This window comes from Shewanella sp. T24-MNA-CIBAN-0130, assembly GCF_040310185.1.
GTDB lineage: Bacteria > Pseudomonadota > Gammaproteobacteria > Enterobacterales > Shewanellaceae > Shewanella > Shewanella psychromarinicola.
In genome coordinates, this window is the sequence record NZ_JBEOPP010000276.1 from 1 (window position 1) to 277 (window position 277).

Below are 277 nucleotides of genomic sequence, written 5' to 3' on the forward strand. Positions count from 1 at the left end.
GGTCAAGTAAACGCATGGCCGCTTGATGAAGCGCTTATCGATTATGTTAGCGATAGCTATGAAGGCGAATACAATAGTAAAGATAACATCATCAACAGTGATAGCATAGCCGTCGGTAGTTTGAATCAAGATACGAGCACTATCACGCCAGAGCTATTGATAGAGATGAGTGAGATTGGGGGCAGTGAAGCTAATGTCACGACGGGCTACCATGCGATTGAGTTTTTATTATGGGGTCAAGATAACAATGGCGTTGGCGAAGGTGCTGGAATGCGTC

At 45.1% G+C, this 277-nt stretch carries 1 protein-coding gene; it reads left to right on the forward strand.

Going from position 1 to position 277, the window contains the following annotated elements:
* Positions 1-277 (forward strand): imelysin family protein (locus AAEZ02_RS22365; protein ID WP_351125222.1); only part of this gene is annotated, 277 nt, incomplete at both ends.